The 26,981-nt window shown below is 72.3% G+C and carries 24 protein-coding genes; 10 read left to right on the top strand and 14 right to left on the bottom strand.

The window, feature by feature from the left end:
* Window positions 1–9: 9 nt before the first annotated feature.
* From ACIPWY_RS16895 to ACIPWY_RS16905, 3 genes are read right to left on the bottom strand one after another with little or no spacing between them, the layout of a single operon-like run.
* Window positions 10–1,059 carry a Zn-dependent alcohol dehydrogenase gene (locus ACIPWY_RS16895; protein WP_383881753.1) on the bottom strand — a complete coding sequence of 350 codons (1,050 nt, stop codon included), beginning with the start codon at window positions 1,057–1,059 and terminating at the stop codon, window positions 10–12.
* Window positions 1,056–2,255, bottom strand: coding sequence for an acyl-CoA dehydrogenase family protein (locus ACIPWY_RS16900; protein ID WP_393701444.1), 1,200 nt, complete (start codon window positions 2,253–2,255; stop codon window positions 1,056–1,058). Before ACIPWY_RS16900 ends, ACIPWY_RS16895 begins: the two co-directional genes overlap by 4 nt.
* Before the next feature lie 16 nt (window positions 2,256–2,271).
* Window positions 2,272–3,183 (bottom strand): SDR family oxidoreductase, encoded by a 912-nt coding sequence (locus ACIPWY_RS16905; RefSeq protein ID WP_362897984.1) that lies wholly within the window; start codon window positions 3,181–3,183, stop codon window positions 2,272–2,274.
* An 84-nt stretch (window positions 3,184–3,267) separates the two neighbouring features.
* Here ACIPWY_RS16905 and ACIPWY_RS16910 point away from each other — a divergent pair, with 84 nt between their 5' ends.
* Window positions 3,268–4,194, top strand: a complete 927-nt coding sequence (locus ACIPWY_RS16910; protein WP_393701442.1) for a cyclase family protein — start codon at window positions 3,268–3,270, stop codon at window positions 4,192–4,194.
* Between the two features lie 345 nt (window positions 4,195–4,539).
* Here the strand turns inward: ACIPWY_RS16910 and ACIPWY_RS16915 are convergent, their stop codons facing one another.
* The 4 genes from ACIPWY_RS16915 to ACIPWY_RS16930 all read right to left on the bottom strand — a co-directional run bounded on the left by ACIPWY_RS16915 (window position 4,540) and on the right by ACIPWY_RS16930 (window position 8,742).
* Window positions 4,540–5,013: an ATP-binding protein gene (locus ACIPWY_RS16915; protein ID WP_362897988.1), complete on the bottom strand. Its 474-nt coding sequence runs from the start codon at window positions 5,011–5,013 to the stop codon at window positions 4,540–4,542.
* A 476-nt stretch (window positions 5,014–5,489) separates the two neighbouring features.
* Complete coding sequence (locus ACIPWY_RS16920; protein WP_362897990.1) at window positions 5,490–6,353, bottom strand: acyl-CoA dehydrogenase family protein; 864 nt, start codon at window positions 6,351–6,353, stop codon at window positions 5,490–5,492.
* Between the two features lie 2 nt (window positions 6,354–6,355).
* The gene (locus ACIPWY_RS16925; protein WP_393701438.1) at window positions 6,356–7,540 is read right to left on the bottom strand and encodes an acyl-CoA dehydrogenase; all 1,185 of its coding nucleotides are present in this window, start codon (window positions 7,538–7,540) and stop codon (window positions 6,356–6,358) included.
* Between the two features lie 11 nt (window positions 7,541–7,551).
* Window positions 7,552–8,742 carry an amidohydrolase family protein gene (locus ACIPWY_RS16930; RefSeq protein ID WP_376539159.1) on the bottom strand — a complete coding sequence of 397 codons (1,191 nt, stop codon included), beginning with the start codon at window positions 8,740–8,742 and terminating at the stop codon, window positions 7,552–7,554.
* A 165-nt stretch (window positions 8,743–8,907) separates the two neighbouring features.
* Here ACIPWY_RS16930 and ACIPWY_RS16935 point away from each other — a divergent pair, with 165 nt between their 5' ends.
* Window positions 8,908–10,488: a class I adenylate-forming enzyme family protein gene (locus ACIPWY_RS16935; RefSeq protein WP_393701436.1), complete on the top strand. Its 1,581-nt coding sequence runs from the start codon at window positions 8,908–8,910 to the stop codon at window positions 10,486–10,488.
* A gap of 7 nt (window positions 10,489–10,495) precedes the next feature.
* On the opposite strand, the gene ACIPWY_RS16940 is transcribed toward ACIPWY_RS16935, so the two are convergent.
* Both ACIPWY_RS16940 and ACIPWY_RS16945 read right to left on the bottom strand, forming a co-directional pair.
* Entirely contained in the window at window positions 10,496–11,023 is a 528-nt protein-coding gene (locus ACIPWY_RS16940; RefSeq protein WP_362897997.1) for an EF-hand domain-containing protein, read from the bottom strand.
* A 171-nt stretch (window positions 11,024–11,194) separates the two neighbouring features.
* Window positions 11,195–11,569: an STAS domain-containing protein gene (locus ACIPWY_RS16945; protein ID WP_362897999.1), complete on the bottom strand. Its 375-nt coding sequence runs from the start codon at window positions 11,567–11,569 to the stop codon at window positions 11,195–11,197.
* A 279-nt stretch (window positions 11,570–11,848) separates the two neighbouring features.
* Between ACIPWY_RS16945 and ACIPWY_RS16950 the strand changes: the two genes are divergently transcribed.
* A complete protein-coding gene (locus ACIPWY_RS16950) occupies window positions 11,849–12,436 on the top strand; it encodes a sigma-70 family RNA polymerase sigma factor (RefSeq protein WP_362898001.1) in 588 nt (195 codons plus the stop codon).
* The gene (locus tag ACIPWY_RS16955; protein ID WP_393701433.1) at window positions 12,433–13,776 is read left to right on the top strand and encodes an MDMPI N domain containing protein; all 1,344 of its coding nucleotides are present in this window, start codon (window positions 12,433–12,435) and stop codon (window positions 13,774–13,776) included. Before ACIPWY_RS16950 ends, ACIPWY_RS16955 begins: the two co-directional genes overlap by 4 nt.
* A gap of 41 nt (window positions 13,777–13,817) precedes the next feature.
* Here the strand turns inward: ACIPWY_RS16955 and ACIPWY_RS16960 are convergent, their stop codons facing one another.
* From ACIPWY_RS16960 to ACIPWY_RS16970, 3 genes are read right to left on the bottom strand one after another with little or no spacing between them, the layout of a single operon-like run.
* Complete coding sequence (locus ACIPWY_RS16960; RefSeq protein WP_401533668.1) at window positions 13,818–15,398, bottom strand: transporter; 1,581 nt, start codon at window positions 15,396–15,398, stop codon at window positions 13,818–13,820.
* Window positions 15,395–16,246, bottom strand: coding sequence for an ABC transporter ATP-binding protein (locus tag ACIPWY_RS16965; RefSeq protein WP_362898005.1), 852 nt, complete (start codon window positions 16,244–16,246; stop codon window positions 15,395–15,397). The genes ACIPWY_RS16960 and ACIPWY_RS16965 overlap by 4 nt, the downstream gene beginning before the upstream one ends.
* Window positions 16,247–16,283: 37 nt before the next feature.
* Entirely contained in the window at window positions 16,284–16,967 is a 684-nt protein-coding gene (locus tag ACIPWY_RS16970; RefSeq protein WP_362898007.1) for a bifunctional DNA primase/polymerase, read from the bottom strand.
* Between the two features lie 323 nt (window positions 16,968–17,290).
* On the opposite strand from ACIPWY_RS16970, the gene ACIPWY_RS16975 reads away from it, so the two are divergent.
* Together ACIPWY_RS16975 and ACIPWY_RS16980 are read left to right on the top strand one after the other, a co-directional pair.
* Window positions 17,291–18,673, top strand: a complete 1,383-nt coding sequence (locus ACIPWY_RS16975; RefSeq protein WP_362898009.1) for a transcriptional regulator — start codon at window positions 17,291–17,293, stop codon at window positions 18,671–18,673.
* A 216-nt stretch (window positions 18,674–18,889) separates the two neighbouring features.
* Window positions 18,890–20,419, top strand: coding sequence for a hypothetical protein (locus tag ACIPWY_RS16980; RefSeq protein ID WP_362898011.1), 1,530 nt, complete (start codon window positions 18,890–18,892; stop codon window positions 20,417–20,419).
* A 48-nt stretch (window positions 20,420–20,467) separates the two neighbouring features.
* Here ACIPWY_RS16980 and ACIPWY_RS16985 read toward each other — a convergent pair whose 3' ends face one another.
* The gene (locus tag ACIPWY_RS16985) at window positions 20,468–21,766 is read right to left on the bottom strand and encodes an ABC transporter substrate-binding protein (RefSeq protein ID WP_393701426.1); all 1,299 of its coding nucleotides are present in this window, start codon (window positions 21,764–21,766) and stop codon (window positions 20,468–20,470) included.
* Between the two features lie 117 nt (window positions 21,767–21,883).
* On the opposite strand from ACIPWY_RS16985, the gene ACIPWY_RS16990 reads away from it, so the two are divergent.
* From ACIPWY_RS16990 to ACIPWY_RS17000, 3 genes are all read left to right on the top strand, one after another.
* Window positions 21,884–22,384 (top strand): hypothetical protein, encoded by a 501-nt coding sequence (locus tag ACIPWY_RS16990; RefSeq protein ID WP_383881796.1) that lies wholly within the window; start codon window positions 21,884–21,886, stop codon window positions 22,382–22,384.
* A 70-nt stretch (window positions 22,385–22,454) separates the two neighbouring features.
* Window positions 22,455–23,339, top strand: a complete 885-nt coding sequence (purU, locus tag ACIPWY_RS16995) for a formyltetrahydrofolate deformylase (RefSeq protein WP_362898016.1) — start codon at window positions 22,455–22,457, stop codon at window positions 23,337–23,339.
* 513 nt (window positions 23,340–23,852) lie between these two features.
* Window positions 23,853–25,250, top strand: coding sequence for a PAS domain-containing protein (locus ACIPWY_RS17000; RefSeq protein WP_362898018.1), 1,398 nt, complete (start codon window positions 23,853–23,855; stop codon window positions 25,248–25,250).
* 14 nt (window positions 25,251–25,264) lie between these two features.
* Here ACIPWY_RS17000 and ACIPWY_RS17005 read toward each other — a convergent pair whose 3' ends face one another.
* The gene (locus ACIPWY_RS17005) at window positions 25,265–26,020 is read right to left on the bottom strand and encodes an SIS domain-containing protein (RefSeq protein ID WP_362898020.1); all 756 of its coding nucleotides are present in this window, start codon (window positions 26,018–26,020) and stop codon (window positions 25,265–25,267) included.
* 205 nt (window positions 26,021–26,225) lie between these two features.
* Here ACIPWY_RS17005 and ACIPWY_RS17010 point away from each other — a divergent pair, with 205 nt between their 5' ends.
* Window positions 26,226–26,918: a metal-dependent transcriptional regulator gene (locus ACIPWY_RS17010; protein WP_362898022.1), complete on the top strand. Its 693-nt coding sequence runs from the start codon at window positions 26,226–26,228 to the stop codon at window positions 26,916–26,918.
* Window positions 26,919–26,981 lie beyond the last annotated feature (63 nt).

Here is a 26,981-nt window from a genome sequence, read left to right on the forward strand (position 1 = left end):
GGACGCAGCTCAGAACACCAGCACCCCCCGCGCCACCCTCCCCTGCTGCGCGTCCTCCGCCGCCTTCGCGAAGTCCTCCACCGGGTACGTCTCCGTGACCAGCTCGTCCAGCAGCAGCCGGCCCTGGCGGTACAGGTCGGCGTAGAGCCTGATGTCGCGCTGGGGCCGCGAGGAGCCGTAGCGGCAGCCGAGGATGGACTTGTCGAGGAAGAGCGAGGCGACGACGAAGGACGCCTCCGCGTCGGCGGCGGGCATGCCGAGGAGTACGGCCTGGCCGTGCCGGTCGAGGAGGTCGACGGCCTGCCGGACCAGCTCGACGCGGCCGACGCACTCGAAGACGTGGTCGGCGCCGTGCGGCAGGACGTCCCTGACCCCGGCGGCCGAGGTCAGGAAGTCCGTCGCGCCGAACTGCCGCGCCACCGCCTCCTTGTCGGGGTTCGCGTCGACGGCGACGATCCTGGACGCGCCCGCGATCCGGGCGCCCTGGAGCACGTTGAGGCCGATCCCGCCGGTCCCGATGACGACGACCGTGTCGCCCTGGTCGACGCGCGCCCGGTTGAGGACGGCGCCGACGCCGGTCAGCACCCCGCACCCCATGAGCGCGGCCGACGTCAGCGGGATCTCCGCGGGGATCGGCACGGCCTGCACGGCCTTCACGACGGTCCGCTCGGCGAAGGAGGAGTTCGCGGCGAACTGGTAGAGCGGTGTGCCGCCCCGCGAGAACGGCTGCGTGGGCATCCCGATCGCCTTGCGGCACATGGTCGGCCGCCCCCGGTCGCACTCCGCGCAGGCACCGCAGTTGGCGAGCGTGGACAGCGCCACATGGTCCCCGGGCGCCACATGCGTGACACCCGCGCCGACGGCCTCGACGACGCCGGCGCCCTCGTGCCCGAGCACGACCGGCGCCGGGAACGGAATGGTCCCGTCGATCACCGACAGGTCGCTGTGGCACAGCCCGGCGGCGGCGACGTCGACGAGCACCTCGCCCGGCCCCGGATCGCGTATTTCGAGATCGTCGACCACGTCGGCCCGGACCCCGTCGAACACGACACCCCTCATGACGACTCCCTCGTCTCCCTGGGCAGCCCGAGCACGCGCTCGGCGATGATGTTGCGCTGGATCTCGTCCGAGCCGCCGTAGATCGTGTCGGCCCGGCTGAAGAGGAACAGCCGCTGCGCGGCGTCGAGTTCGTACGGCCTTCCGGGCGTCCAGTTGCCGGGCCCGGCGGCGGCGAGCGCGCCCCGCGCCCGGAGGGCGAGTTCGCCGAGGCGCTGGTGCCAGCTGCCCCACAGGAGCTTCGCGACGCTCGGGGCGCCCGGGTCCTGCGCGCCGCCGAGCGTGCGCAGCGCGTTGAACCGCATGACGCGCAGCTCGGCCCACTGCCGCACGAGGCGGTCCCTGAACAGCGGATCCTCGGCAGCCCCCGTACGCACCGCCGTCGTGACGACCTCGGCGAGTTCGGCGGCGAACCCGATCTGCTGGGCCAGCGTCGAGACGCCGCGCTCCAGGGCGAGCAGCCCCATGGCGACCTGCCAGCCGTTCCCCTCGCCGGCCACGACGTGCTCCACGCGCGCGTGCGCCCCGTCGAAGAACACCTCGTTGAACTCGGCCGTGCCGGTCAGCTGCCGGATGGGCCGCACCTCGATCCGGCCCGGCTGGTCCATCGGCACGAGGAGGAACGACAGGCCGTGATGGCGTCGCGAGCCCGCCTCGGTGCGCGCGAGCACGAAGCACCAGTCGGCCTCGTGCGCGAGCGACGTCCACACCTTCTGCCCGGTGACGCGGTACGTGTCCCCGTCGCGCACGGCGCTCGTACGCAGGCTCGCGAGGTCGGATCCTGCGCCGGGCTCGCTGTAGCCCTGGCACCACAGCTCCTCGCCGGAGGCGACCTGCGGCAGGAAGCGCCGCTGCTGCGCCTCGTCGCCGTACGCGATCAGGGTCGGGGCGAGCAGGTTCTCGCCGATGTGCCCGTGGCGCGCGGGCGCCCTGGCGCGCGCGTACTCCTCGGCCCAGACGACCTGCTGGGTCAGTGAGGCGACCCGGTTGCCGTACCCGCCGCGCTGCCAGCCGAGCCCGATCCACCCGGACGCGCCCAACTCCCTTTCCCAGGACCGCCGTACGCCGGCGTCCTCGTGCTCGCTCCCGGGCCCGCCGCGCCCCCGGGCGACGGTGTACTCGCCGGTGAGGTGCTCCGCGAGCCACGCGCGGGCCTCCCGCCGGAACGCCTCGTCCTCATCCCCGAACCCGAACTCCACGACGCCGCCTCCGCGGTCACTTGTTGGGGCGTTCCTTCGCGGCGGCCGCGCGCGCCATCTCCTCGAGGCGGGCCAGCATCGGCATCGGGTCGACGCCGACCGTCCCCGGCAGGAAGTCGGCGATCTTCTCGGGCGTCCACGCCCCGTCCGCGTACCCCGCCCGCAGCTCCCTCGGCTGGGCCCACACCGCGATCTTGGGTCCGGCGATCGTGTACACCTGCCCGGTGATCTTCTCGGCGCGGGCGCGCTCGCTGAGCAGGTAGACGACGAGCGCGGCGACGTCCTCGGGCTCCCCGATCTCCTTGAGCTCCATGGGCACGTTCGCCGACATGCGGGTACGGGCGACGGGCGCGACCGCGTTCGCCGTGACGCCGTACTTGTGCAGCCCGAGCGCGGCGCTGCGCACGAGCGAGATGATCCCGCCCTTGGCGGCGCTGTAGTTGGCCTGCGCCACGGACCCCTGGTGGTTGCCGCTGGTGAAGCCGATGAGCGTGCCCGACCCCTGCTTGCGCATGACGGCGGAAGCCGCCCGGAACACGGTGAACGTGCCCTTCAGGTGGGTGGCGACCACCGGGTCCCACTCCTGCTCGGACATGTTGAACAGCATCCGCTCGCGCAGGATCCCGGCGACGCAGACTACGCCGTCGATCCGCCCGAACTGCGCCTGCGCCACGTCGACGATCCGCTGTCCGCCCGCCATGGTCGAGATGTCGTCGGCGACGGCCACGGCCTCGCCGCCGGCCACCTCGATCTCCTTGACGACGGACTCGGCGATCTCGCTCGCCGGCTCGCCGCCCTCGATGGACACCCCGTAGTCGTTGACCACGACCCGTGCGCCCTCGGCGGCGCAGGCGAGCGCGACGGCCCTGCCGATGCCGCGCCCGGCCCCGGTGACGGCCACCACCTTGCCTGCCAAGAAGTTCCCCACGTCCGGCCCCTTCCCGCGGTTTCTGACGGACCGTTAGATTCTATGACCGGATCGATACCGGAAAACAAGCCCCGGGGAGCACTCATGTCGTTGCCTGCCGAGTTCCACGAAATGGCCAAGCTCGTGAACAACTGGGGCCGTTGGGGCGCCGACGACGAGATCGGCACGCTCAATCTGGTCACCGACGAGGTCGTGCGCGAGGCCGCGGCGAGCGTCCGCACCGGCCGCCGGATTCCGCTCGCGCTGCCCCTCAAGGAGGACGGCGTGCAGACCGGAATGATCCCCGGCCGGGTCAACCCGTTGCACACCATGGTTCAGATCAACCACGAGCTGTTCGGCCCCGGCACCGTCGCCACCAGCGACGACGCGGTGACCATGGGGCTCCAGACGGCCACCCACTGGGACGCCCTCACCCATGTCTCGCACTCGGGCCGGATCTACAACGGCCGCCCCGCCGACACGATCACGGCGCACGGCGGCGCGCGGTTCAGCGGCATCGACAAGGCCCCGTACGTCGTCTCGCGCGGCGTCCTGCTCGACGTGGCGGCGGCGAAGGGCGTGGACCGGCTGCCCGGCGACCACGCCGTGACGCCCGAAGACCTCTCCGAGGCCGAGGAGTTCGGCCGGGTCACGGTCCGCGCCGGCGACATCGTCCTGGTCCGCACCGGCCAGATCCAGACCTATCTGGCGGGCGACAAGCACGCGTACGCCTATCCGTCGCCCGGCCTGTCCGTGCGCACGCCGGAGTGGTTCCACGCGCGCGACGTGGCCGCCGTCGCGAACGACACCCTCACCTTCGAGATCTTCCCGCCGGAGATCGAGAACCTCTGGCTGCCGGTGCACGCCCTCGACCTGGTCGAAATGGGCATGATCCAGGGCCAGAACTGGAATCTGGAAAACTTGTCCACAGCCTGTGCACAAGATGCGCGCTACGCGTTCCTGCTGTCGGCGATGCCCGAACCCTTCGTGGGCGGCACCGGCACACCGGTGGCCCCGGTGGCGATCTTCTAGAGCCCGATCGGCGTGCCCTGTACGGGGGTTGGCGCGCCCTTGGTGCGGGAGTTCAGAACCGGACGGCGATGCGCTCGCACCGCCGCCCGGACCCCGGCGCCGGGCCCTGCTCCCCCGGCCCCTGGGAGAGCCGGCCGCCGCGGCACGACCCGTACTCACCGAGGGCTCCCGTCACCGGAACCCTTGGCGTCCCCTCGCCACGAATCGCTGACCACAAGCGTGATCAAACGGACACCTGGCGTCAACACCCGTACTGAGCTGTGCCAGTTATGCGACTTTTATGACGGCGCACGCCGGGCGCGTACCGACGCACTCCGAGGCGCTCCGGCGCACCCAGGGGCGGAGCTACACCGCCTCGTACGCCATCCCCGGATACGTGCCCGGATACGTCCCCGCCTCCGCGCCCTGCGCGCCGCAGCGGTCGATCTCGCACCAGATGGCCTTGCCCGATCCCTCGGGCCGCCAGCCCCAGCGGTCCGCCAGACCGTCGACGAGTTCCAGGCCACGGCCGTTGGTCTCTTCCCCGTCGGCATGCCGGGGCGCGGGCGGCCGGTCACTGGCATCGGCCACCTCCACGCGGACCGTGCCGGCACTCGCCTCCGCCACGGCGCCCGGCAGCAGCATGCGCAGGACGGCCGGACAGCCGGTGTGCACCACGGCGTTGGTGACGAGCTCGGAGACGATCAGGATGAGCGTCTCCGCCAGTGGCTCATCGGCCCCTATCCCGGACCCTACGAGGCGCGAACGCGCCCACCTGCGGGCTCGGCCCACCTCCGCGGGATCCGCCCCGACCTCCAGCTGAACTTGAAGCACCTGCACCGCTCACACCATCCGAACCGGCGGACACATCGCCTCGGGACTGTGACAAGTCAAGGAGCTCACGGACCGTGATCCCCCTGGGAAACAGCATGGTTGACGTACAGTCACCCCAACAAGCGCTTCGGGCATATTCCAGCGCGAAGGAGTACGCGTGCGCCATACTGTGCGACGCGTCCTGTGGGGAGTCGAACGGGCGGGCCTGCGGCCCTGCCCCCAAGCTCTCGAAAGCGCTCGAGCAGGGGGGAACCCCATCGCTGCGCCCGCGCTGCGAGCGGCGCGCATCGCCGGATCCGGAGCGGCCTCAGGGGCCACACCGGGATGGCTCGGACTCGGAACCACTCGCATCCCACACAAGGTACCCGAGCGGAACCCCGACTCCGTGCCGTGACGAGTCCCGCGCAGGACACAACCCGATATCGACGTTCCGTGACCGTCCGTACATGGGTTCGCCCCGCGCTGTGCAGGCCCGGGGCACGTCACAGCGCCGCTGCCAGCTCCTCCTCCGTCTCGCGCGCGGTACGGCCCGACCCGGCGCGCACCCAGGCCCGCTTGAGGTGCAGATGCACATCGGCCTCCCAGGTGAAGCCCATGCCGCCGTGCACCTGGACGCAGTCGCGCGCGTTGCGCACGGCCGCCTCGTCGGCGAGCAGCTCGGCGGCGGCGATCTCCACCGGGTCCGCCGTGACGGCCGCCGCGTACACGGCCGCGCGGGCCAGTTCGGCCCGGACGAGCATCTGGGCGCACAGGTGCTTCACGGCCTGGAACGCGCCGATGGGCTGACCGAACTGCTCGCGCTCGCGAGCGTATTGGACCGCCAGCTCGCAGGTGCGCGTGGCGGAACCGAGCTGCTCGGCGGCGGTGAGGAGTACGGCCCGTGGGGTGCGGGGCGCGTGCGGGCCCGGCAGCTTGTGCAGGGGCGTGAGCGGGTCGACGGAGGCCAGGGGCACGGCGCCGGTCGCGTCGCCCTGGACGACGTCCGACGCGTCGCGCCACGGCAGGAGTTCGCCGGCGGGCGCCGTCACGACGGCCTCGCCGGTCGCGGCGCCCGGCACGCCGCCCGCGGCCAGATGCGTGGCGACGAGCGGGCCCGGCAGCAGGACCCGGCCCGCCTCCTCGAAGACCAGGACGGCCTCGGGCAGCCCCAGGCCGACGCCGCCGTCCGCCTCCGGCAGGCACAGGGCGAAGAAGCCCGCGTCACCCAGGGCCCGCCACAGCTCCCGGTCCAGGTGCCCGGGCGTGTCCACGGCGGTGCGCAGGGCGCCCCGGTCGAAGCGGCCGGCGAGCAGCTCGCGTACGCCGTCGCGCAGGGCGCGCTGGTCGTCGGTGAGCTGGAAGCGCATGCTCACCGCCCTCCCTTCTGAAGATCCTTCGGCCGGTCTTTCGGCAGGCCGAGGATGCGTTCGGCGACGATGTTGTGCTGGATCTGGGAGGTGCCGGCGGCGATCGTGTACGAGAGGGACGACAGGCGGTCGAGGGTCCACTCCTGGTCCGTGTCGAGCGCGCCCGCGACGCCGAGCACCTCGGCCGCGGCGTCGAACAGCTCCTGGCGGGCGTGCGAGTACCGCAGCTTGAAGACCGAGCCGCCGGCGCCGGGGACGCCGCCCGCCCGCTCCGCCTCGCTGACGTTCCACTGGGTGAGCCGCCACAGGGCGCGGAACTCGGCGTTGAGGCGGCCGAGCCTGCGGCGCAGCACGGCGTCGTCCCAGCGGCCGTTCTTGCGGGCCTGCGCGGCCAGTTCCCCGAGCACGCGGCGGCAGGCGACGACCTCGCCGACGAACGCGGTGCCGCGCTCGAAGGACAGCGTCACCATCGTCACGCGCCAGCCGTCGTTCTCCTCGCCGACCCTGTTGGCGACGGGGACGCGTACGTCGTCGAGGAACATCTCGGCGAACTCGGCGGACCCGGCGAGCGTGCGCAGCGGCCTGACGGTGATCCCGGGCGCGTCCATCGGCATGGCGAGCCAGGAGATGCCCCGGTGTTTCGGGGCGGACGGGTCGGTGCGCACGAGGAGTTCGCACCAGTCGGCGACCTCCGCGTGCGAGGTCCAGATCTTGGACCCGCTGACCACGTAGTGGTCGCCGTCCCTCCTCGCGCGCGTGCGCAGCGCCGCGAGGTCGGAGCCGGCGTCGGGCTCGCTGAACCCCTGGCACCACACCTCGTCCCCGCGCAGGACCGGCGGCAGCCAGCGCGCCCGCTGCTCGGGCGTCCCCTCGGCGGCGATGGTCGGCCCGGCGTGCAGCAGCCCGACGAAGTTGGCCCCCACGTAGGGCGCGCCCGCCTTCTCGGTCTCCTCCAGGAATATGAGGTGCTGCGTGGGCGTGGCACCACGGCCGCCCGCGTCGGCGGGCCAGTGCAGGCCCGCGTACCCGGCGTCGTACAGCCGGCGCTGCCAGCCGAGGTCGTAGGCGCGCCTGCCCGGCCAGTCGTTCGGCGACGGCTTCGGGGGGAGCCCCGGCAGGACGGACGCGAGCCACTCCCGCAGCCGCGCCCTGAACTCCTCTTCCTCGTCCGTGTACGTCAGCTCCACGGCCCGGCCCGCTACCTGTCGAGGTCCAGGTCGAGCATGCGGATCGCGTTGCCCCGCATGAGCTTGTAGACCGTCTCGGAGTCGAGGCCCTTCACATGGTCGAGGGCGACCTCCTTGGTGTGCGGGAAGGTCGAGTCGACGTGCGGGTAGTCCGTCTCGAAGGTCGCGTTGTCCCGGCCGACGACGTCGAGGGACGCCACCCCGTGCTTGTCGCGGAAGAAGCAGCAGAACATCTGGCGGTAGTAGTACGTCGACGGCGGTTCGGGGATGAGGTCGCGCACGCCGCCCCAGGCCCGGTGCTCCTCCCAGACGTCGTCCGCGCGCTCCAGGGCGTACGGGATCCAGCCCATCTGGCCCTCGGAGTAGGCGAGTTTGAGTGTCGGGAACTTCACCAGGACCCCGGAGAAGAGGAAGTCCATCATCGACGCCATCGCGTTGTTGAAGCTGAGCGAGGCCTGTACGGCGGGCGGGGCGTCGGGGGACGCGGCGGGCATCTGCGAGCTGGAGCCGATGTGCATGTTGACGACCGTGCCGGTCTCCTGGCACACGGCGAAGAACGGGTCCCAGTAGCCGGAGTGGATCGACGGCAGTCCGAGGTGGGTCGGGATCTCGGAGAAGGTGACCGCCTTGACGCCGCGCGCCGCGTTGCGCCTGATCTCGGCGACGGCGAGGTCGATGTCCCACAGGGGGATGATGCAGAGCGGGATGAGGCGGCCCCCGCTGTCGCCGCACCACTCCTCGACCATCCAGTCGTTGTAGGCGCGCACGCAGGCGAGCGCCACCTCCTTGTCCTTGGCCTCGGCGAACGTCTGGCCGCAGAAGCGCGGGAAGGTGGGGAAGCAGAGGCTGGCCTCCACGTGGTTGAGGTCCATGTCCGCCAGGCGGGCCTTCGGGTCCCAGCAGCCGCGCCGCATCTCCGCGCGCGTGATGCCTTCGAGGGTCATGTCGTCGCGGTCGAATCCGACGGCGGCGATGTTGCGCTTGTACGGGAACTTCAGGTCCTCGTAGATCCACCAGTCCGTCGGTGGTCCGTCCGGGTCCATCGTGATCTGGTACTTGCCCGCCACGTAGGCGAGCTCGCCGATCCCCGCCGTGAGCGGCTGCGGCCCCCGGTCCCGGTACTTCGCCGGCAGCCAGGTCGAGAAGAGGTGCGCGGGCTCGATCACATGGTCGTCGACGCTGATGATCCGGGGCAGTTCCATCGGGTCCATCGTGTCCCCTCACCTGACAGTTTCTGATGGCGTTTCTGATGGGTCGTCAGATAGCAGGCTAGCCCCGCACCCCTGGACCGACAAGGCGCAGCGCTCTACGCTCTGCGCACGATCTGACTAACCGTCAGGTACGGTCCGCCGTTTCGAGGGGGAGCAGTGAACGACACCGCACACGCCCTGGGCGCCGCCGGGACGCTCTGGGAGCTGATCGAGCGCCGCGCCGGCCTCACCCCCGACACCCCCGTACTGATCCAGTCCGCCCCCGACGCCGAGGACGACCGGCGCCTGACCTTCGGCGAGCTGCGCGAGCGCGCCGAGCGGGTCGCCGCCGGCCTGTACGACATGGGCGTACGCCCCGGCACGGTCGTCGCCTGGCAGCTCCCCACCCGCATCGAGACCGCGCTGCTCTCCTTCGCCCTCGCCCGCATCGGCGCCGTCCAGTCCCCCGTCATCCCCTTCTACCGGGACCGCGAGGTCGGCTTCGCGCTGCGCGAGTCGAAGGCCGAGTTCTTCGCGACCCCGGGCGTGTGGCGCGGCTTCGACCACACGGAGATGGCCCGCCGCCTCGGCGCACGCGGGATCTTCGAGGCCTACGACACGCTGCCCGACGGCGATCCCTCCGTACTGCCGCCCCCGCCCGCCGACGGCACGGCCGTGCGCTGGATCTACTGGACCTCCGGCACGACCTCCGACCCCAAGGGCGTCCTGCACACCGACCGCTCACTGATCGCCGGCGGCTCCTGCCTCGCGCACGCCCTGCACCTGTCGGCGTCCGACATCGGCTCGATGGCGTTCCCCTTCGCGCACATCGCGGGCCCCGACTACACGGTCATGCTGCTCCTGTACGGGTTCCCCGCGGTGATGTTCGAGCAGTTCGCGCTGCCGGACGCGCTCGACGGCTACCGGCGGCACGGCGTCACCGTCGCGGGCGGCTCCACGGCCTTCTACTCCATGTTCCTGACCGAACAGCGCAAGTCCCCCACGGGCCGGCTCATCCCGACACTGCGGCTCCTCGCGGGCGGCGGCGCGCCCAAGCCGCCCGAGATCTACCACGCGGTCGTACGCGAGATGGGCTGTCAGCTCACCCACGGCTACGGCATGACCGAGGTCCCCATGATCACGATGGGCGCCCCCGACGACACCGCCGAGAACCTCGCGACGACGGAGGGGCGGCCCCCCGAGGGCATGGAGATCCGCGTCGTGGACGCGGACGGCAAGCAGGTCCCGTACGGCGTGGACGGCGAGGTCAGGCTGCGCGGGGAGGCCGTCTGCCAGGGCTATCTGGACCCCGTGCAGTCGGCTGCCGCGTTCGACGGCGACGGGTTCCTGATCACCGGCGACCTCGGGCATGTGAGGGACACCGGGCATCTGGTGCTCACCGGGCGGGCCAAGGACGTCATCATCCGCAAGGGCGAGAACATCTCCGCGAAGGAGATCGAGGACCTGCTGCACGCGCACCCCGCGGTGGGTGACGCGGCGGTCGTCGGGCTCCCGGACCCCGAGCGCGGCGAGCGGGTCTGCGCGGTCGTCGTCCAGCGCGAGGGCACCGAGCCGCTGACCCTGGAGACGGTGACGTCCCATCTGCGGTCGGAAGGGCTGTCCACACACAAACTGCCGGAGCAGCTGGAGCTGGTGGACGCCCTTCCGCGCAACGACACCCTGCGCAAGGTCCTCAAGTACAAGCTGCGCGAGCGCTATTCGGGCACAGGGCCGGTGAACGCTGTTCCGGAACGGTGAATGAACGCTATTCCGAGACGGTGAAGTAGTGGGCGAACGCGGTGACGATCTCGTCCTCGGAGATCCGGCCGTCGCCGTCCGCGTCGAGCGCGGCGGCCACCGGTCCCACCACGGCCGGGTCGACACCGAGGACACTCAGCACGCGCTCCGCGGCCGCCGGGGTGAGACCCGGGCCGTCCCCGTCCGCGACGTCTATGGCGGCCCGCAGGAAGGGGCGGGCGATCTCCGCGAACCGCTGCGGATTGTCCCGCAGCCGCTTCACCGCGCCGGTCACGAACTCCTCGCGGGTGACGCGCTGGTCGCCGTCCACGTCCGCGATGCCGGCCATGCCCTGCCAGAAGGCCTCGGCGCCGGCGTAGAGCGCCTGGCCCTTGTCGCAGCGTGCCGTCGTGGTGAACTCGGTGAGCAGGCCCTTGGCCGCGGTCACGAAGTCCTCGCGGTCGATGTAGCCGTTGCCGTCCTGGTCGAAGCCGGCGAAGCGGGCAGCGATCCTGCGCTCGTACTCGGCGTGATCGGTGCTCTCGGCGTGGTCCATGTCCCCTCGGCCGCCTCTCGCATCGGTGGTGGTACGGGTCCGCCCCGTCCCCTCGCCTGGGAGCGTACGTCGTGGAGGGGCGCCCGGGGCCCTCACAGCGACGCTTGTGCCAAGACCGGAAAAATTCCGCAACAACTTCGGCACCCGGCGGCCCGGACGCTCAGGTGTGCGTCAGGCCGAGAGGGGCGAGGCCTCGTCGCTGACGGCCGACAGGACGTCCGGGTACACCTCGAAGAGGCGGCGTACGCCGAGCGCCGACAGGACGCGGTTGACGTGCGAGCCGTCCTCGGCTCCCTTGGCGGGCAGGATCAGGCGGAGCTCACCGCGGCAGGAACGCATCAGGCGGCGGGCCGCGATCAGCACGCCGACCCCGCTCGAATCGCAGAAGAGCACCTGCGAGAGATCGAGGACGAGACTGTGCCGGCCGTCCGCGACCGCGTCGTGCACCTGCTGGCGCAGCGCGGGAGAGGTGGCGAGATCCATCTCGCCCGACACCCGCACGACGGCCCAGCCACCCTGCTGTCCCTCGGTCACCCTGAGCGTCACGCCTTACGCCTCTCGCTGATCCGGAACCTCTGCTTACGGTTGTCTTCTTTCGCGGCTGCCCGACCGCGAGGTGCTGAAACACCACCGCAGGCGTATCACATATGGCCCGGTTGAGGCCTAAGTGATCGGATTTTGCGTCGCCATCGGCAGCAAAGGTCCGCGCAACGTGACCGGGCCCTTACTATGCGCGTCCGGACCGGTCGACCTTTGCCGCAAAGGCACGTGCTTTGTCGGCGGGTCCGACTACATTCGAGGGAAGGCACACGGTGAGGGGGCCGCATGGCCAAGGAGACTCCGACCCGGTGGGACCGGAGGATGCAGCAGCGGCTCGCGCACGGGGAGGCCGCCGCGCTCGGCGAACTGTACGACCGCTTCGCGTCGCTCGTGCACGGGCTCGCACACCGCGTGCTCGGTGACGAGGGCGCTGCCGACCGCATCACCCGCGACGTCTTCTCCCACGTCTGGGAGAACCCCGACGCGTACGACCCCAAGCAGGGGCCGCTGCGCTCCTGGATCGCCACCCTGACCCACCGGCGCGCGGTCCACCGCCTGCGCCAGACCGAGTCCGCCGCCCTCGTGCGCAGCGGCGAGGGCACCACGGAGGACCTGGAGCGCAAGGTGCGGCACGCCTCCGCCGCCGCCCGCGCCGACTACATCGTCACCTCGATGCCGGCCCCGCTGCGGGCCGCGCTGGAGCTGGCTTACTTCCAGCGCAGGGACTACCGCCAGACCGCGGTCGACCTCGGCGTCACCGAGGACGAGGCGCGCCGCCGCCTGCGCCTGGGCCTCCAGCTCCTGTCCACGGCCCACGACAGCGGCACGTCCGGCACCCCGCCGGGACCTCCGGGACACGGGAGGGCGCTGTGAGCGGGCCCAACCCCTTCGGAAACGCCGACCAGCCCGACAACTCCAACAACTCCGACAACCGCGACCACCGCGACGGTGCCGGCCGGCCCGAGGGCTTCGAGGGCGCCGGCCGCTCCGACGCCGCCGCGAGCGCCCGGATACCGACACCGCGCTCGTCCGTGGAGGACACCGGGCGGCCACTGCCGGACCACGTCCCCGCGCCGCCGGTCCTGGAGCACCGCGTCCTCAAGTCCCTCCTCGGCGCGTGGGCGCTGGCCGCGTGCTCGGCCGAGGAGAGCGTCGCCGTGGAGGAGCACCTCGGTGACTGCGGCCCGTGCGCCGAGGAGGCGCTGCGGCTGCGGGACGCCGTGGGCCTGCTGCACTCCGAGGAGAGCCTCGACCTCGACCCGATGCTGCGCTCCCGCGTCCTGGAGGGCTGCCTCACGCGCCGCCCGCCGCGCATCCCGGTCCCCGAGTGGGCCACTCCGTACGACGCCGAGACCGCCCGCCTCGACGCCCTGCTCCAGGACTTCGGCGACTCCGAGTGGCACGCGCCCGTACGCCTTCGCTGGTACGAGGGGGACGACCGGGTCAGCCGCAAGACGACGGTCGCCGGGGTGCTCACCCACCTGATGAGCGTGGACGGCCTGGTCGCCGTCGCCCTCGGCCTCGACGACCCGCTGTTCGGCGTCGCGCCCGAGGAGCGCCGCACCCCGGAGAGCCGCACGGAGACGTTCTGGAAGGCCTCGCACTTCCCGCCGACCCGCGCCGTCCGCGGCCCCTGGCGCGAGCAGTCGCACGCCGTGATCCGCACGGTGTCGTTCGCGGCGGACCCGAGCGGCTCCACGGGCCGCACCCGCTCCTCAGGTCAACTGGCGGTCCCGTACGGGGACTTCACGCTGCCGCTGCGCGACTCGATGCTGGACCGGGCCTTCGAGTGCTGGGTGCACGCCGAGGACATCGCCGAGGCGGTGGACTACCCGTACGAGCCGCCGTCGCCCCGCCATCTCTACCGCATGATCGACCTGGCGGCCCGGCTGCTTCCCGACTCCCTCGCGGGGCGCCGTCGCGCGGGGCTCGCCGCACCCGCCCGCGGTCTCGTCGCCGCGGGCGCGCCGGGCCGCACCCTGCGCCTGGAGGTCGAGGGGGCGGGCGGCGGCGAGTGGCTCATCTCCCTGGACTCACCCGGAGCGGTCGGCTCCGCGGAGCGCGAGGTGGCCCATGTCGCCCTGGACGGCGTCGAGTTCTGCCGCCTGGCCGCCGGCCACATCACCCCGGAGGAGGCCGCCGCGGGCCAGGACGGAGACCGCGAGGCGATCCACGACGTCCTGTACGCGACGGCGTCACTCAGCCGGATGTGATGTTTCCGGAGGAATACGCGGGATACGCCCTGCGGCACGCGTCACCCCTTGCTGACCGCCGCGAGGATCTCCGGCAGGCGGGCCGCCGTGCGCGGGGCGGCCAGGCGCAGGCCCGCCAGGGCGATCCCCGCTCCGTACGCCGCGCCGAGCGGCAGCAGCAGCCAGGTCGCGGACTCCGCGCCCGACACGTGCAGCCAGATCGCGGCGCCGATGACCGGGGCGCACAGCAGGGCCGCCGCGACCATCCCGCCGAAGATCGATATCCAGGCGAGGCCCGCCTGCCCCGGGGCGACGTTCTTGTAGCCCTCCTGCGGGATCGAGTACGGGAAGCGGGCCGACGACCAGGCGCCGGTCGCGAGCATCGCGCCGAGGAGCGCGAAGGACAGGCCGAGCACCTCGGGCAGGGCCCGCCAGTCGCCGAGCAGGGCGGTCGTGACGACGGTGACCAGCGCCGCGTACGGCAGGGTGATCGTCAGGAGGGCGAGGGCGCGCCCGCGCAGTTCGACGTAGGCGTCGTGCCGCGAGGAGATGGTCATGGCGACCATCCAGAACGCCGAGGTGTCCTGCCCGAACTGGTTGTACATCTGGATGCCGAGCATTCCGGCGGCGAAGCACGCGAAGTAGACGGAGCCGGTGCCCTGGAGGGCGTTGAAGACCGGCACGATCAGACCGATGGCGAGGGACGTCACCCAGGCCGCCTTGGTCTTCGGGTCGCGCCACACATAGCGCAGGGCGCGCTCCATGACCGTGCCCGTGCGCCCGTCGGGCAGGAGGCGGGGGCCGCGGGACGTGCGCCTGCGGCGGGTGGGTTCGGCGGCCTGGACCGTGGAGCCGTCGGGGGACGTCATGAGACGCGTCAGGGCATGCTGCCACGCGTACAGGAGCCCGGCGAGTGCGGTCGCGCACAGGACGAGGCGGGCCGTCGCGACGCCGTACGAGCCGTGGCTGACGGAGTCGACGGCGCCGATCGCGGACGCGGGCGGGATCCAGGCCAGTACGTCGCCCGCCGGGTCGAGCGCCCCGAGGCCGCCGGCCGAACCGAGGCGCTGCGCACCGAAGTTGACGACCTGCGCGCCGACGGCGATGACAAGCCCGCTGAGGACGGCGAGGTCGCGTCCCTTGCGGCTGGTGAGCAGCCGGATGTTGGCGGCGGCCACGGCGCGGGCGAGGGCCACGCAGGTGAGCAGGGTGAGGGCGACGGCCAGGACCGCGACGGCGTACGCGGCGGCCCCGTGCGCCAGGGCGATCACCGCGCCGACCGCGAGACAGAGCGTGAACAGGGGGCCGATCCCCACGAGGGACGCGACGAGCAGGCCCCGCACGAGGGGGCGCGGCCGCAGCGGGAGCATGACGAGGCGGGTCGGGTCGAGGGTCTCGTCGCCGGACGGGAAGAAGAGCGGCATCACCGCCCAGCCGAGGGCGAGTACGGCGGTGAGGATGACGCAGAGGGCCGCCGCGTGGGTGTTGCCGCGCAGGGCGATCAGGCCGATGAGCTGGAGCGCGGCGACGAGCAGGACGACGACGAGCGAGGCGATGTAGGCGGCGCGGCGGCCCGTGGAGCCGCGCAGGCCGTTGCGCAGGAGCGCCAGCTTGAGGCGCACGAGCGTGGTCGTCGTGGTCACCGGCTGCCGCCTCCCAGCCAGTCCAGGTCGGAGGTGGTGTCGCGGCTGTTCGCGCCGACGAGTTCGAGGAACGCCTGCTGGAGGGAGGGGGCGTCGCCGCGTACCTCGGCGAGGGGCCCCTGCGCGCGGATGCGGCCGGCGGCCATGACGGCGACCCAGTCGCAGAGCGACTCGACGAGCTCCATGACGTGGGAGGAGAAGACGACGGTCGCCCCGGAGCCGGTGTAGCGCTCCAGGACGCCGCGGATGGTCTGCGCGGAGACCGGGTCGACGCCCTCGAACGGCTCGTCCAGGAAGAGGACTTCGGGGTTGTGGAGGAGCGCGGCGGCGAGCCCGATCTTCTTGCGCATGCCGGTCGAGTAGTCGACGACGAGTTTGTGCTGGGAACCGGTGAGGTCGAGCACGTCGAGGAGCTGGGCCGCGCGCTTGTCGACCTCGGCGCCGGGCAGGCCGCGCAACCTGCCGGTGTACGCGAGGAGTTCACGCCCGGAGAGCCGCTCGAACAGGCGCAGGCCCTCGGGGAGCACTCCGATGCGGGCCTTCACCTCGACGGGGTCGCGCCACACGTCGTGGCCGACGACCTCGACGCTGCCCCGGTCGGGCCGGAGCAGGCCGGTGACCATGGAGAGGGTGGTCGTCTTGCCCGCGCCGTTCGGCCCGACGAGGCCGATGAACTTGCCCGCGGGAAGAGCGAGATCGATCCCCGCGACGGCGACGCTCTGCCCGAACGCCTTCCACAGGTCCGTCACGCGTACAGCCGGCGCACCGGCCTCGATCCCCGCCTCGGTCTTGATCCCCGTCTCGGTCACTGTGCCGCCCGCCGTCCCTCGTCCGTCGCCATCACCCATCCGCACGATACGTGGCCGTGGGACGCGCCGTCGGCTGCTACCGGCGGCCTTCCCGCCCGCACGCGTACGCCAGTGGGGAGATCAGCTCCTCGGCGTCGGGCAGCCAGCGGTTCGCGGCGGTGGGGCGGCAGGCCCACTGGACGGCGCCCCGGCCGCCGAAGCGGGTGGGCGGCGCGGCGACGTAGGCGCCCTCGCCGAGCGCGTCCAGGTCGAGGGAGGCGGGCGGCCAGCCCAGCTTGCGGACCAGGTCGGGGACCTTCGCGGCGGCGCCCGGCAGGACGAAGAACTGCATCCGGCGGTCGGGGGTGCAGGTGACCGGGCCGAGGGTCAGTTCCATGCGCTCCATGCGGGCGAGGGCCAGGAATCCGGCGGTCTCGGGCACGTCGATCGCGTCGAACGTACGCCCCGTCGGCAGCAGGATCGACGCGGTGGGCTGCTTGGACCACAGCCGGCGGGCGGCGGTCGCACTGCCGGTCGCCTGGTTCGCCCAGTCCTCGCGGGCGTGATGGGCACCGGGAGCCGCGCACCTGGCGTCGCCGCAGGAGCAGTGCTGCCTGCCCTCGTCGACCTCCAGCCAGGTGCCGGGGAACACGTCCCAGTGGCGTTCCTCCGCGTAGCGCACGGCGGCGTCGAGGAGGGTCTCCCCGCGCTGCTTGGGGATCTGGGGAGGCGAGGTGACGGACGAGGTGACTGCCGAGGTGACTCCGATGGTCTCTTCCACGAGGTTCTCAACTCCCGCCGCCACCCTGGGTTACGGGCGCACGCGCGCGGGGGCCTGCAGCACCGATCCTGCACGTGGGGCGCATGGGTGCATGGGCGGGGGCGCGCGGGAGGAATGGCACCGGCAGGGGGGTAGCCAGCCCGGAGGACCGGACGAGGGTGCTGTCCACCGATCGATCACCAGCTGGGGCTCTTGCTTGTTTTGCCCTTCTTTGTGGCGCATCTTCCGTTTGATCTCAGGGCATTGATCACCTCAAGGCGGGCCGATCGGACATGCGACGGCAGGTCCGCCCGATGGTCCACGGTGCACACAGGGGGTACGCCATGGCCGCAAGGCCTCTCGTCGCGCGACAGCCCAACGAACGGCTGCAGGCGCTCATCCAGGAAGCCGGCTGTTCGAACGCCGGGCTGGCCCGCCGGGTCAACATGTGCGGATCGGAACACGGTCTCGACCTGCGCTACGACAAGACGTCGGTGGCGCGCTGGCTGCGCGGGCAGCAGCCACGCGGCCGGGCGCCCGGCATCATCGCCGAGGCCATCGGCCGCAAGCTCGGCCGCACGGTCACGATCGACGAGATCGGCATGGCCAACGGCAAGAACCTCGCCTCGGGCGTCGGCCTCCAGTTCTCGCCGACCGTCCTCGGCGCCATTGAGCAGGTGTGCGAGCTGTGGCGCAGCGACGTGGGGCGCAGGGACTTCCTGTCCGGGTCGTCGGTGGCCTCGTCCGCGCTGGTCGAGCCGAGCCGGGACTGGCTGATCTCCGTACCCGACTCGCAGGTCGCGCGGTCGGCGGGGCCGCGGGTCGGTACGTCGGACGTGGCGGCCGTGCGGGCGATGACCCAGGCGCTGACGGACCTCGACCACCAGTACGGCAGCGGGCATGTGCGGCCGGTGGTCGTCCACTATCTGAACAGTGTGGTGTCGGGGCTGCTCGCGGGCTCGTACCGGGAGGCCGTCGGGCGTGAACTGTTCGCCGCGGTCGCCCGGTTGACGGAGCTGGCCGGTTACATGGCCGTCGACACCGGGCAGCCGGGCCTCGCCCAGCGGTACTACATCCAGTCCCTGCGCCTCGCCCAGGCCGCCGGGGACCGCGGGTACGGCGGGTACGTACTGGCCGCGTCCATGAGTCACCTGGCGGCGCAGCTCGGAAACCCGCGCGAGATCGCCCAGTTGGCGCGCGCGGCGCAGGAGGGGGCGCGCGGGCGGGTGACCCCGCGCGCGGAGGCGATGTTCTACGCGGCGGAGGCGCGCGGCCACGCCCTGCTCGGGGACGCTCGGGCGACGCAGGCGGTGGCGGGCAGCGCACTGGCCGCGCTGGAGCGGGCCGAGCCGGACTCGGGTGACGACCCGCCCTGGATCGCGCATTTCGACGCGGCGTATCTCGCGGACGAACTGGCGCACTGCTACCGGGACTTGGGACAGGCCGAGGCGGCGCGGCGGCAGGCCGAGGCGTCCCTGGCCGGCCATCCTCAGTCGCGGGCGCGGCGCAGGGCGATCGGTCTGGTGCTGCTCGCCACGGCGCAGGTGCAGCAGCGCGAGATCGAGCAGGCCTGCCAGACGGGGACGCGCGCGGTGGAACTCCTCGGCACGCTGCGCTCGAACCGCGGCGCCGAGTACCTGGACGACTTCCGGCAGCGCCTGGAGCCGTACCGGGACGAACCCGTGGTGCGGGAGTTCGGTGCGCGCCTCGATCCTCAGGCAGCGTGAAGATTGGTGAGCGGCGCGCAGGAGACGTACGGGTGAAGCTTGTGTGACGGACGCCTCAACCCGCTTGGGGAGGGCGCTAATCAGCGTTCCGCAGGCCTGTTTTGTTACTTGAAGGTGTGGGGAGGCTGTGGGGTTCTGAGCTGCGTGGCACGTGTGTGCGGGGACCCGGTAGCGTGAGCCGACGATTCCGAAGGTCCCCCAGTCGTAGGAGTCCCGGTGACGCAACAGAGCGGACAGGGCGAGGATCCGCACCTTCCCTCGGTGCGGCAGGCACACGAAGGCGTCGTGCTGCCCGCCGACGGCAGCGAGCCCTTGCTGCCGGGCACCTTCGGCGACCAGTCCCACGTCGCCCCCTCGGGCGGCAGCCCCTGGGGCCAGCCGTGGGGCCCCGAGTCCGCGCAGGCGGCCTCCGGCGGCCCGATGCCCACCTACGAGTGGGGTGCCTCGTCCGCGCTGCCGGGTGAGCACGCGCAGCAGCAGCCGTACTCCGCGCCGCTGCCGCCCGCCGGCCCCCCTGCCGCCTCGCTGCCGACGGGCGCCGCCCCGTACGGCTCCGCACCGCTGCCGCCCGCCTCGGACGCGACGCAGTACCCCGCCTCCGCCTCGGACGCGACCCAGTACATAGCCCCCGCCGCGCCCTCCGACGCGGACGCCACGCAGTACATCGCGCCGGTCGCGCCCGGGGCCCTGCCGCCCGAGGTGCCCGCCGACGCCACCCAGTACCTGGGCCACGCGAACGCACCCGGCCGGCTGCCGCCCCAGCAGCAACAGCAGGCGTACGGCTCCGCGCCCATGCCGCCCGCCGGCTCCGACAGCGACGCCACGCAGTACATCGCGCCCGTGCCGTCGCCGCCGCCGAGCGCGCCCTACGGCATCCGCCCCGGCGCTCCCGGCGACCGGCAGCCCCCGGCCGAGTTCGACAGCCTCTTCCGCACGGAGCCGGAGCCGGACGCCCCCGCCTCGACGCAGCAGATGCCCCGCTTCGACCCGCGCGCCGGCGGACCCGCGGGGCCCGGCGGACCGGGCGGTGCAGGCGGACCGGGGAGACCCGGCCCTGCCGCACAGCCGCAGGCCCCGTACGAGCCCTCCGGGCGGGCCGCCGCCCGCAAGGGCCAGAGCCGCACCGGCTCGAAGGTGCCGCTCATCGCCGCGATCGGCGTCGGCATCCTCGTCGTCGGCATCGGCGCGGGCGCCCTCATCAGCAGCGGGGGCGAGGAGAACAAGGGCGACGACGCCAAGCCGGCCGCCGCGACCGGCGAGGCGGACAGCTCGTCCCCGACGCCCGCCGACCCCGCCAAGGCGCAGGCCGTCGCGCTCGACAAGCTCCTCGCCGACTCGAACAACAGCCGCGACACGGTGATCGGGGCCGTCGCGAACATCGGCGCCTGCAAGGACCTCGGCAAGGCCGCCAGCGACCTGCGCGGCGCCGCGACCCAGCGCACCGGCCTCGTCACCCGGCTCGCCGCCCTCGAAGTGGACAAGCTGCCGAACCACGCGGCGCTCACCCAGTCCCTCACCAAGGCGTGGCAGGCCTCCGCCTCCGCGGACAGTCACTACGCGGCGTGGGCCGACCAGGCCGCGGGCAAGAACGGCTGCAAGAAGGGCCACGCCAAGCCCACCCCGCAGCGCCGCGCGGGCGACCAGGCGAGCGGCACGGCCTCCACGCAGAAGACCCAGGCGTCGAAGCTGTGGAACGCCATCGCGACGCAGTGGAACCTTCCGCAGCGCAAGCCGTTCCAGCTCTGAGCGCAAGCCGTTCCAGCTCCGGCTGATACGGGAGGCGGCCAGGTGGGCTCAGCCCATCGGGGTCGCCTCCAGCGTCCTCGACACGTCGACCAGTCCGCGGCGCGCGGCCACGAGCCGCCCGTCGCGCACCACCTGGAAGGTGACGTCGGCGTTGACGAGCCGCGGGAAGCCGCGGGCCGCGATCATGTCCTCGAAGCGCCAGCTCAGGGTCGGCGTAAGACCGCCCGTGCGTACCTTCAGGCCGCCGTCGAGCGTCGTGCGCACCGTGTGCGCCGTCACGTCACCGCCGCCGAGCGACTCGACGACCTGCTTCAGGACCGTGTACGCGATCCACGTCGTCTGCACGCCCGCGTCCGTCGGGTCGATCCGGTTGTCGCCGAACGCCTGCTCGCTGATGACCTTGCGCATCGTCGCCCACCGCTTGTCGGTCGCCACGGGGTACCAGCCGGTGACGTACGCCCCTTCGTAGACGCCCGACTTGCCGCCGGAGCGGTCGATGACCGTCTGGTCGACGCTGCCGAGGACGGTCGAGATCCGCACCTTGGGATACGAGTCGCGGGTGCGGCGGAACGAGTCGAAGAACGTGTCCGTGCGGTCGCCGAGTACCGCCGTCACACAGCCCTTCCCGGCCGGTTCGGCGCCGGCCGCCCGCAGCAGCGCCTGGCGGGCCTGCTCCGTGTAGTCGGTGGCGTCCTCGGCCGCGCGCACGTCGGAGGCCTGGTTGCGGCCCGCGGACAGGCCCGTGTCGAGGAGCAGCGGCAGCTCGTCACCGGCGACGGTGTCGGGGCGCACCAGCGAGGTGCGCACACAGCCCGCGGCGGCGAGCTGGCGCCCGTTTCCGGCCATCAGGGCGGGCTGGCCGCCGTTGACCGGATACGACAGGGGGCTGGTGAACTCCTCGTCGGTGACGCCGTAGCCGCCTATGTAGGGGATGCCGGCGGACTCCAGTGGGGCGAGGAAGGAGCGGGCGTGCTGGCTGTAGGAGCCGACGACCGCGACGGCGTCCTGCTCGACGGCGTCCCTGGCGCAGCGGGCGGCGCCCACGGTGTCGTTGTTGTCGTTGCAGGTGATGACCCGGAGGTCGCGGCCGCCGATACCGCCGTGGGCGTTGACCCAGCGCGCGTAGGCGCGTGCCATGGCGGGCATGCCGGGCATGTTGGTCGCCTGGGTCTTCTCGGGCGCCCACGTCATCACCGTGATGGGATCCTTGGAGCTCCCGGTGACGTCGGAGACGATCCCGCACCCGGCGGCGAGCGACGCACAAGCCGCCCATACCGCCGCCGAGAGCACGGTGGAACGCAGGGAGCGCGAGGTGCGCGAGGTGGTGGTGCGGCGCCGGCCAGTCATGAACCTGCACGATTCCGCCGCATCCCTAACCCTTGAGTGATCTGCGGTCAACGTGGGGTGACGTGGAGGTGAATTACGGGGGTCAGGACGGGCCGAAGGGGACGGCACGTACGATCGATGACCGTGCAAAGCTCGGAGAAGTCTTCCCGTCGCGGCCGTCGCTCCTCCACCATGGGCGGCATGCCACTCAACGACCTGCCGTGGTGGCGCTGGCGCAGCAATGTGCGCTCCGCGCTGCACATGCTCTCCGACCCCGCCTTCCAGCGGAACGTCTGGCTCGCCGGTGTGGACGGGTACGGGGACGTGACCGACGCCGTCTACCGCCTCGTCGAGGACACCTGGCTCGACAACTGGTCCGCCGAGAAGTACGTCGGCACGATCTTCCGCGACTCCCAGGAGGCGCAGCTCGTCGACACCGCCGTGCTGCGCGTGCTGCGGATCATGCACCAGGTGGGCCCCGACGCCCCCGTCTCCGCCTATCTCGACCACCACGCGTGGCCGGAAGCGGTGCACTCCGCGCGGGACGCGCACGTGGTGCTCGCCACGAGTGACGGCGACGACCCCGACGCGGAGCCCCGCACGCTCGAGGTCCTGCGGATCATGACGCGCGCGGCCTGAGCGCCACGCGGCCGTCCGACCCGCGGGACGGACGCCCGTCACGGCTTACGCGTATGGGACCCTTGCCTGCATGAATGAGCCGTCCCCCGCGTCCGGCGTCGCCGGCGGCGAGCAGTACGTCCTGACCCTCTCCTGCCCCGACAAGCGGGGCATCGTGCACGCCGTGTCGAGCTATCTCTTCATGACCGGCTGCAACATCGAGGACAGCCAGCAGTTCGGCGACCACGACACGGGCCTGTTCTTCATGCGGGTCCACTTCTCGGCGGACGCTCCCGTCACCGCGGAGAAGCTGCGGGCCAGCTTCGCCGCCGTCGGCGACTCCTTCCAGATGGACTGGCAGATCCACCGCTCCTCGGAGCGGATGCGCGTCGTCCTGATGGTGTCGAAGTTCGGCCACTGCCTGAACGACCTGCTGTTCCGCGCCCGGACCGGTGCCCTGCCCGTCGACATCGCGGCGGTCGTCTCGAACCACACGGAGTTCGCCGAGCTCGTGAAGTCGTACGACGTCCCCTTCCACCACATCCCGGTGACGAAGGACAACAAGCCCGAGGCCGAGGCGCAGATCCTCGACCTGGTGCGCGCGGAGGGTGTCGAGCTGGTCGTCCTGGCCCGCTACATGCAGGTCCTCTCGGACGACCTGTGCAAGGAGCTGAGCGGGCGGATCATCAACATCCACCACTCGTTCCTGCCGAGCTTCAAGGGCGCCAAGCCGTACCACCAGGCACACGCGCGGGGCGTGAAGCTGATCGGCGCGACCGCGCACTACGTGACGGCCGACCTCGACGAGGGCCCGATCATCGAGCAGGAGGTCAAGCGCGTCGGCCACGACGTGACGCCGGACCAGCTCGTGGCGATCGGCCGCGACGTGGAGTGCCAGGCGCTCGCCCGCGCCGTGAAGTGGCACGCCGAGCGCCGGATCCTGCTGAACGGCCGCCGGACGGTCGTCTTCACCTGATCCGCTTCACCTGATCCACCGCACGCGGGCCGTCGGCTCGCGTATTGGTGCACACACGCAGACGACCCGCGAGCCTGGCCTCTTCCCGTACGAGACGGTCGGAGGCCGGCCGGACGTACCGGCGGCTCGCGGGTCGGGCGACTGCTTGGGATTGGGGCCGGCTGCACGCAGCTTTCACGTGCGGGTCCGGCGCCGAAATCGGGATGCGACGCCGGGCTGCTAGCCCGCAGTCACCTCACGCGTCCGGTATTCATACATCTGCCGAACCACCTCCCTTCGTGTGTACCCCCACCCTAAGAAGGGTCCGGGCAGCCTTCAACCGAATAAAGCTCCCACCGTCCGGCCCCACCGTTCGGCCCCTGCGCGAGGTCGTACGCTGTGATCAAGGACGGAACGTTCTTCCCGAATCTCCGGGACGCAACGATTTCCCCGAACTCCGTGTGTGCTGCGTCACGTTCGAGTTGAATGATCTGAAGTGCGGAACACGCGGACACAGCCTGCAGGGGGTGCCAGGTGAGTGCTTCCCGGCGTAGTGGGGCCACCGACGAGCTGGGGCCCGACGAGCCCGAGCGGGACGGGGCCGATCTTCTTGCCGCGTTGCTCGACGGGATGGACGCCGCGCTCTGCGCGTTCGACGCCGACGGGATCGTGACCCATTGGAACCGGGAGGCCGAGCGGATCCTCGGCTGGTCCGCGGCCGAGGCCGTGGGACGGCGCGGGTTCTCCGGATGGGCGGTGCGCACCGCCGACGCCGACGAGGTCGAGGCCCGGCTGATGGCCGCGATGCGCGCGCCGGGCCGGCAGGTCCACGAGTTCGCGCTGCTGACCAAGGACGGCGGGCGGATCCTCGTCCGTACGCAGTCCGCCGCCGTGCGCGGCCCCGACGGCAAGCCGGCCGGGCTGTACTGCGCGTTCAGCGAGGTGCACACACAGATCGACCTGGAGCGGTCGATCGCCCTGAGCGAGGCCCTCTTCGAGGACGCCTCCTGGGGTGTCGTCCTCGTCGACGCCGACCTGCGGCCCGCCGTCGTGAACGTGCACGCCGCGCGGGCTCTCGGCTCCGGCCGCACCGCACTGCTCGGACGCCCCCTCGGCGACCTGATCTCGCAGGGCGTCGAGGAGCTGGAGAGCGCGCTCGCCCATGTGCTCTCGGAGGGCGCGCCGCCGGCCCCCGCCGAGCTGTGGGTGACGGTGCGGCTCCCCGAGGGCGACGCGCGCAGGTGCTGGCGCAGCGGCTTCGTGCGGCTCGCCTCACCGCTGGCCGAGGAACCCGTACCGCTGGGCGTCGGATGGCTGTTCCAGGACGTCACCGAGGCCAAGCGGACGGAGCAGGAGGCGGCGCAGCTGCGGTTCCGGGCGAACCAGCTGCACCGGGCCGCGCGGGCCGCCGCCGAGTGCGAGGACCCCGCGGAGGCGGCGACCGTCCATCTGGACTTCGCGCTGGCCGGGTTCGCCGACCACGCGCTGATCGACCTGGTCGTCGGCGACGAGCAGGCCGACCTGGGCGCTGACGGGGAACTGACGGGGCCGGTGCGCCTCGCGCGGGCCGCCGCGACGCCTTCGGGGGCGCCGGGGCCGAGCCTGCTGGTGTCCCGGACGACGCTGCCCGTGCGCTATGCGGAGGGCCACCCGGCGCTGCAGTGCGTGGAGCGCGCGGGTTCGGTCCGCGCCGACGCGAGCGGGCGCGACGCGACGCGGACGCACGAGTGGGCCGAGGCGAGGCAGTGGCCCGAGGGCACGGTGCACGCCCTGTGCGCGGTGCTGCGCAGCCGGGCGCGCACGCTGGGCGTGGTGACCTTCCTGCGCGGGCCCAGCCGTACGCAGTTCGAGCGGGCCGACGCCACGTACGCGGAGAGCGTCGCGGCCCGGATCGCCGGGACGCTCGACCTGGCGCGGGTCCTCGACCGGTAGCCGCGCCCCTGGCGTCAGTGCCGGTAGAAGATCCGGTCGCCGTACTCGCTGAAGACGCGGCCGTTCCACTCGTGTCCGCCGTCCACGTTCCCGGAGCGCAGGAGCGGCGGCTGGATGCCGCGGTCGGCGAGCTCGGCCGCGGCCGTCGCCATGGTGGCCTGCATGAGAGCGCTGGCCACCATCGTGGAGGCGGGCCCGAAGGGGGCCTCGACGGTGTCGTACGTGAGTTCCGCGTCGCCGACCTCGATCTTCGAGTCGAGGACGATGTCGCAGTGGTCCTTGAGGAACGTGCCCGACACATGGCGGGACTTGGTCTCCCGCGCGTACGCCACGGACGTCACGCCGATCACGCGCAGGCCCAGTGCGCGCGCGTTCATGGCCATCTCCACGGGCAGGGAGTTGCGGCCGGACAGCGAGATGATCACGAGGGTGTCGCCCGCGCGGACGGGGCTGGAGTCGAGGACGGCGCCCGCGAGCCCGTCGACGCGTTCCAGGGCGGAGCCCAGCGTGGCGGGCATGACGTCGACGCCGACGACCCCCGGTACGGAGAGCAGGTTCATCAGGGCGAGGCCGCCCGCGCGGTAGACGACGTCCTGGGCGGCGAGCGAGGAGTGCCCCGCGCCGAACGCGAAGAGCCGGCCGCCGTCGGCGACCGTGTCGGCGATGAGCGTGCCGGCGGCCGCGATGTTGCGGTCCTCCTCGTCGCGCACCCGCCTCAGCAGGCCGATCGCGGCATCGAGGTACTGACCGGCCAGCTTGCTGTCGCTCATCGGCGTGGAGCCCCTTCGTCGTCCCGTACTGCCCGTATGCCGCGCATCACGTTGCGGTCCGGACCAGTGCCCTGTCAATACGTTCCTGCCGTACGGAGCCCGGTTCCCCCGGCGCGGCACGGTTGTCAGCGCTATGCGTCAGAATTGGGTTCAGGGCCAGCGCACGAGCTAGCGGTGAGCTAGCAGAGCTAATCGAGGGGCACGTATGTCCGGACTGATCGACACCACGGAGATGTACCTCCGCACCATCCTCGAACTCGAAGAGGAAGGTGTGGTCCCCATGCGCGCCCGGATCGCCGAGCGGCTGGACCAGAGCGGCCCGACGGTGAGCCAGACCGTGGCCCGCATGGAGCGCGACGGCCTGGTGGCCGTCGCCACGGACCGCCATCTGGAGCTGACCGACGAGGGCCGCCGGCTCGCCACGCGCGTCATGCGCAAGCACCGCCTCGCCGAGTGCCTGCTCGTCGACGTGATCGGCCTGGAGTGGGAGCAGGTGCACGCGGAGGCCTGCCGCTGGGAGCACGTGATGAGCGAGGCGGTCGAGCGCCGCGTCCTCGAGCTGCTGCGGCACCCGACCGAGTCGCCGTACGGGAACCCGATCCCGGGGCTGGAAGAGCTGGGCGAGAAGGACGGCGCGGACCCGTTCCTCGACGAGGGCATGGTGTCCCTCGCCGATCTCGACCCGGGCGCGGACGGCAAGACGGTCGTGGTGCGCCGGATCGGTGAGCCGATCCAGACGGACGCGCAGCTGATGTACACGCTGCGGCGTGCGGGCATCCAGCCGGGCTCCGTGGTCAGCGTGACGGCGTCGCCGGGCGGGGTCCTGGTGGGCAGCAGCGGTGAGGCGGCGGAGCTGGTGGCGGATGTCGCCTCGCACGTCTTCGTCGCCAAGCGCTGAGCCGAGAGCTGAGCCGGGCGCGCCGGAGGCCGTACGCCGGTGCGCCGGACGCCGGACGCGAAA

It is taken from the genome of Streptomyces sp. NPDC090032, from assembly GCF_044748025.1.
Taxonomy (GTDB): domain Bacteria; phylum Actinomycetota; class Actinomycetes; order Streptomycetales; family Streptomycetaceae; genus Streptomyces.